The following is a 4,887-nucleotide window of genomic DNA, read 5'->3' as shown; positions in this document are numbered from 1 at the left end:
CATCGCCTCCTCGCGGGCCGGACCGGCGACGGCGCGGGCGGCCTCCACCCGGGGGCCGGCGAACTCGGCGGCCTGGTGCGCGGCCTTGCGGGATCGTTTTGCCGCGCGCGAGGCGACCTGGTCCACCCCGGACGGCAGAGTGTCCCGCGCCTGCGCGAGACGTGGCGCCAACCGGCTCTCGTACTGCTCCAGTGCCGCGTGCTGAGCCTGCTTCGCTGCCAGGCCCACCTTCGGCGACACCACACCTGCGGCGAGCCGTACGTTCTGCTTGGCCGTGCCGGTGGCGGCGCGCAGGCTTTCCTTGCGGGTCACGGGGATCCTCCTCCTCGGTGGCGCGGTCCGGGGCGTCGCCCGGGAGACACATCACTCGTTCAGTAGTCGCCTTTACACCCGTCTCAAGATCATGCCTGCTGATGCGTAACAGGGCATGCGTGATCGGGCATCCGGATTGACGTAGTACCCCACAACGGGGGGTGTATCGCACACGAAGCCGACAATGCCATGATTCGCCTCGCCCCGCTCCGGTTCGGCCGGGAATCGGCGCGTGGTCACCCGCCCGTCGTACGGTCGCCCGCCGGTGCGCCCCGGTGCGCCCGTCCGTCCGCCACCGCTCCGGGGCGTCCGCCTCCGCTCCGGGAGCATCGTGCGCCCGCGCCCGGTGTCCATGGGAGGATCGTTCGGAGTACACAGCGGACTATGGAAGGTAGATCGTGGCTGAGCAGCTTTACGCCACCCTCAAGACCAATCACGGCGACATCGAGATCGAGCTCTTCCCGAACCACGCGCCGAAGACGGTCAAGAACTTCGTCGAGCTCGCCGAGGGCTCCCGGGAGTGGACGCACCCCGCGACGGGTGAGAAGTCGACCGACAAGCTCTACGACGGCACGGTCTTCCACCGGGTGATCAGCGGCTTCATGATCCAGGGCGGAGACCCGCTGGGCAACGGCACCGGCGGCCCGGGCTACGAGTTCGGTGACGAGTTCCACCCGGAGCTGTCCTTCAGCAAGCCGTACCTGCTGGCCATGGCCAACGCCGGCCCGGGCACCAACGGCTCGCAGTTCTTCGTCACCGTCTCGCCGACGGCCTGGCTCACCGGCAAGCACACCATCTTCGGTGAGGTGTCCTCGGAAGCCGGCAAGAAGGTCGTGGACGCGATCGCCGCGGCTCCGACCAACCCGCGCACCGACCGTCCGAAGCAGGACGTCGTCATCGAGTCGGTCGTCATCGAGCGCCGCTGAGCGCGCCACGGGGAACCCACCCGCCCCCTCCGTCCGTAGAACAGAGGGGGCGGTTCCCCATTCCGGGTGGCCCGCCGAGCGGGCCGGACAGTCGAGACAAGGCGGGACGGGGCACGCGATGGAGCAGCAGCACGGCGGACCGGGTGCGCAGAACGCGCTGCCCGGCTGCTACCGGCACCCGGACCGGGAGACCGGTATCCGGTGCACCCGCTGCGACAAGCCGATCTGCCCGGACTGCATGGTCTCGGCCTCCGTCGGCTACCAGTGCCCCGACTGCGTGCGCGGCGGCTCGGGAACCGGTCACGCGCCGGACGCCGCCCGGCCGCGGACGCTCGCGGGCGGCACGCTCGTGGCGGACACCAAGCTGATCACCAAGATCCTGCTGGGCGTCAACGTGGCGGTGTTCATCGCCGTGCTGTCCGTCGGCGACCGCCTCGTGACGGACCTGGGCATGATCGGCTACGCCCTGGACGCCCAGGGCACCTTCCAGTGGCTGGGAGTGGCGGACGGCGAGTGGTACCGGTTGGTGACCTCCGCCTTCCTGCACCAGGAGATGTGGCACATCGGCTTCAACATGATGGCGCTGTGGTTCCTCGGGCCGCCGCTGGAGGCCGCGTTGGGCCGGTCCCGGTTCCTGACGCTGTACCTGCTGTCCGCGCTCGGCGGCAACGTGCTGACGTACTGGCTGATGGCCCAGAACCAGCTCTCGCTGGGCGCCTCGGGTGCCATCTTCGGGCTGTTCGGCGCCACGGCCGTGCTGATGCGCCGGATGCGGTACGACATGCGACCGATCCTGGTCCTGCTCGCGATCAATCTGGTCATCACGTTCCTGCCGGGGCTCAACATCGCCTGGCAGGCCCACCTGGGCGGCTTGGTGACGGGCGCGGTGATCGCCTACGCGTTCGTGCACGCGCCGCGGGAGCGCCGGACACTGGTGCACTGGGGGAGCTGCGTCGTGGTCGCGGCCGTCCTGCTCGGCGCCTGCGCCGCCCGCACCCTGATGCTGCTCTCCTGAGCCGCGCCGGGATCGGCGGGGGCCGCGGGGGCTCAGCGGGCGGTTCGGCGGCAGGGAGCTGCCCGAACAGGGGTGCGACTCGCCGGGTGGTGAGGGCGTCGCCCACAGCTCTACCCAGAGTTATCCACAGCCCGTAGCGGATCTTGTGCATGACGCACACAGCTCGTCCGCCCGCTCGAAAACTCGCACAGGGGTACGTTTTCCCAGCAGGATCAAGGGAACCGACGACCGCGGACATCCGTCCGCCGGTCGGTTCGGCGTCAACCCGATGTGAGTTATCCACAGATCTTCAGAACTTTTCCCAGGCCTGTGGATAACCTGTGGACAACGCGCGACGGTCCCGGTCCCCCGGTCGGCGCGCTACTTCCACTGCGTGGAGACCACGAAGCCCAGGGCGATGAAACCGAAGCCGACCACGATGTTCCAGTTGCCCAGGGCATCCACCGGCAGGGTGCCCTCGGTCACGTAGAAGACGACGATCCAGGCCAACCCGATGGCGAACATCGCCAGCATCAGCGGGGCGACCCAACTGCGCCCGGAGCTGAGATCGAGCTTCGTCCGCTTCGTCTCCGGCGACGAGACATCGTCCTTCTTCTTGCGGATCCGTGACTTCGGCACGAGGGGGCTCTCCTGTCGATGCGCTGTGACCGCGCGGGACTGTTGCTGCTGTGGTCCGTTAGCGTAGTGCTTCCGTGCGGCGGAAGGAGACAAGGGTACGGTGACTGCTTACCGCTTCCGGCCTGCCCGGCTCGCCAGCATCGCTGTCTTCGCCCTGGCCGGGCTGATCTTCTGGATCAGCTTCAACACCGCCCAGGGCACCAACCTCCGCAGCGACGAGTCCATGCTGCGGTTCTCCGACCTCATCCAGGAGCGTAGCCGGGAGAACTCCAAGCTGGAATCCTCCACGGCCAGACTTCGCAGGGAGGTCGCCGCGCTCGCCCGCCGCGACAGCGGCAGCTCCCAGCAGGAGCAGCGGCAACTCGACGCCACCGAGGAGCTGGCCGGCGCGCACGAACTCACCGGCGACGCCCTCAGCGTCACCCTCACGGATGCACCGCCGGACGCGACGTCGCGGGTCACCTGGGCGCCCGAACCGCAGCCGGACGACCTCGTCATCCACCAGCAGGACCTCCAGGCCGTCGTCAACGCCCTCTGGCAGGGCGGCGCGGACGGCATCCAGGTGATGGACCAGCGGCTCATCTCCACCAGCGCCGTCCGCTGTGTCGGCAACACCCTGATCCTCCAGGGGCGCCTCTACTCGCCCCCGTACACCGTGACCGCCGTCGGCGACCCCGACGCGCTGCGCCGCGCCCTGGACGCCGCCCCCGCCGTGCAGACGTACAAGCGGTACGTGGAGGCCTACGGGCTGGGCTGGGAGGTCGACAAGAAGGAGGACGCCACCCTGCCCGGGTACTCCGGCTCGGTGGACCTCCACCACGCCGAGCCCGTCGAGTGACCCCGCCCGTGACCCCCCGCCCGTGACCCCGCGCCCGTGACCTGGACGGCCGTTGTGGGCGAGCGGGCGTGCGGGGCGCGGGTGGGGGCGTGCGGGGCGCGGGAGGGCGTGCGGGCCGTGGGCGACGGCACACCCGACGCTTGGCCGACCGCACCCCGGCCCGGCCACCCGCCACGTACTCTGGGACGGGCGCACCGGGCGCACCGCGGAAGGGACGGCACGAAGGCATGTACGGCTGGATCTGGCGGCACCTGCCCGGCAACGCGTACGTGCGGGCCACGCTCTCGCTCGTCCTCGTGCTGGCGACCGTCCTCGTCCTCTTCCAGTACGTCTTCCCGTGGGCGGAACCGCTGTTGCCGTTCGGCGACGTGACCGTGGACGAGAACTGACAAGGGCTGACGGGAACCGATGAGCGCGCGAATCCTCGTGGTCGACAACTACGACAGCTTCGTCTTCAACCTCGTGCAGTACCTCTACCAACTCGGCGCCGAGTGCGAGGTCGTGCGCAACGACGAGGTACGCACCGAGCACGCCGGGGACGGCTTCGACGGGGTGCTGCTGTCCCCCGGCCCCGGCACACCGGAACAGGCCGGCATCTGCGTCGACATGGTGCGGCACTGCGCCGGCACCGGGGTGCCGGTGTTCGGGGTGTGCCTGGGCATGCAGTCGATGGTCGTCGCCTACGGCGGGGTCGTGGGCCGGGCGCCGGAACTGCTGCACGGCAAGACGTCCCCGGTGACGCACGAGGGCAAGGGCGTCTTCACCGGGCTCCCCTCGCCGTTCACCGCCACCCGCTACCACTCGCTGGCCGCCGAACCCGAGCAGGTGCCGGCCGAGTTGGAGATCACCGCACGGACCGGTTCCGGGGTCGTCATGGGGCTGCGGCACCGCGACCTGCCGGTCGAGGGCGTGCAGTTCCACCCCGAGTCGGTGCTGACCGAGTGGGGCCACCTGATGCTGGCCAACTGGTTGGCCGCCTGCGGGGACGGCGGCGCGGTGGAGCGCTCCCGGGGGCTGGCTCCCGTGGTAGGGACGTGACGGCGTCCTACGATCCGTACACCGACCCGGAGGCGTTCGAGGCCGCTGTCGGCCGACTGGCCGACCCGCTGAACGATCCGCTGCCCGGCCCTGACGCCCCCTCCCCCGGCCCGGCGGCCCCGCCCCCGGCCCCCGGTCCC

The 4,887-nt window shown here is 70.3% G+C and carries 7 protein-coding genes; 5 read left to right on the top strand and 2 right to left on the bottom strand.

Going from position 1 to position 4,887, the window contains the following annotated elements; genetic code table 11:
• Positions 1–312 (bottom strand): DUF5324 family protein (locus ACYVE9_RS15765; protein ID WP_461028481.1); only part of this gene is annotated, 312 nt, incomplete at its 3' end.
• Positions 313–710: 398 nt separating this feature from the next.
• On the opposite strand from ACYVE9_RS15765, the gene ACYVE9_RS15760 reads away from it, so the two are divergent.
• The gene (locus tag ACYVE9_RS15760; protein WP_461028480.1) at positions 711–1,238 is read left to right on the top strand and encodes a peptidylprolyl isomerase; all 528 of its coding nucleotides are present in this window, start codon (positions 711–713) and stop codon (positions 1,236–1,238) included.
• Between the two features lie 118 nt (positions 1,239–1,356).
• Complete coding sequence (locus ACYVE9_RS15755; protein WP_461028479.1) at positions 1,357–2,253, top strand: rhomboid family intramembrane serine protease; 897 nt, start codon at positions 1,357–1,359, stop codon at positions 2,251–2,253.
• A 360-nt stretch (positions 2,254–2,613) separates the two neighbouring features.
• On the opposite strand, the gene crgA is transcribed toward ACYVE9_RS15755, so the two are convergent.
• The gene (gene crgA, locus ACYVE9_RS15750) at positions 2,614–2,871 is read right to left on the bottom strand and encodes a cell division protein CrgA (RefSeq protein WP_461028478.1); all 258 of its coding nucleotides are present in this window, start codon (positions 2,869–2,871) and stop codon (positions 2,614–2,616) included.
• Between the two features lie 100 nt (positions 2,872–2,971).
• On the opposite strand from crgA, the gene ACYVE9_RS15745 reads away from it, so the two are divergent.
• The 3 genes from ACYVE9_RS15745 to ACYVE9_RS15735 all read left to right on the top strand — a co-directional run bounded on the left by ACYVE9_RS15745 (position 2,972) and on the right by ACYVE9_RS15735 (position 4,747).
• Complete coding sequence (locus ACYVE9_RS15745; protein ID WP_461028477.1) at positions 2,972–3,709, top strand: DUF881 domain-containing protein; 738 nt, start codon at positions 2,972–2,974, stop codon at positions 3,707–3,709.
• A 227-nt stretch (positions 3,710–3,936) separates the two neighbouring features.
• A complete protein-coding gene (locus ACYVE9_RS15740; protein WP_461028476.1) occupies positions 3,937–4,098 on the top strand; it encodes a hypothetical protein in 162 nt (53 codons plus the stop codon).
• 19 nt (positions 4,099–4,117) lie between these two features.
• On the top strand, positions 4,118–4,747 hold the full coding sequence (locus tag ACYVE9_RS15735; protein ID WP_461028475.1) for an aminodeoxychorismate/anthranilate synthase component II: 630 nt from the start codon (positions 4,118–4,120) through the stop codon (positions 4,745–4,747).
• The last annotated feature ends 140 nt before the right edge of the window (positions 4,748–4,887 follow it).

This window comes from Streptomyces sparsus (assembly GCF_054776295.1).
This window is presented reverse-complemented; position numbering and strand designations above follow the sequence as displayed.

Bases quoted from the DNA above. Each gene is read 5' to 3' on its own strand.
- ACYVE9_RS15740 (WP_461028476.1), top strand. From the start codon at position 3,937: ATGTACGGCTGGATCTGGCGGCACCTGCCCGGCAACGCGTACGTGCGG.
- ACYVE9_RS15755 (WP_461028479.1), top strand. From the start codon at position 1,357: ATGGAGCAGCAGCACGGCGGACCGGGTGCGCAGAACGCGCTGCCCGGC.
- ACYVE9_RS15735 (WP_461028475.1), top strand. From the start codon at position 4,118: ATGAGCGCGCGAATCCTCGTGGTCGACAACTACGACAGCTTCGTCTTC.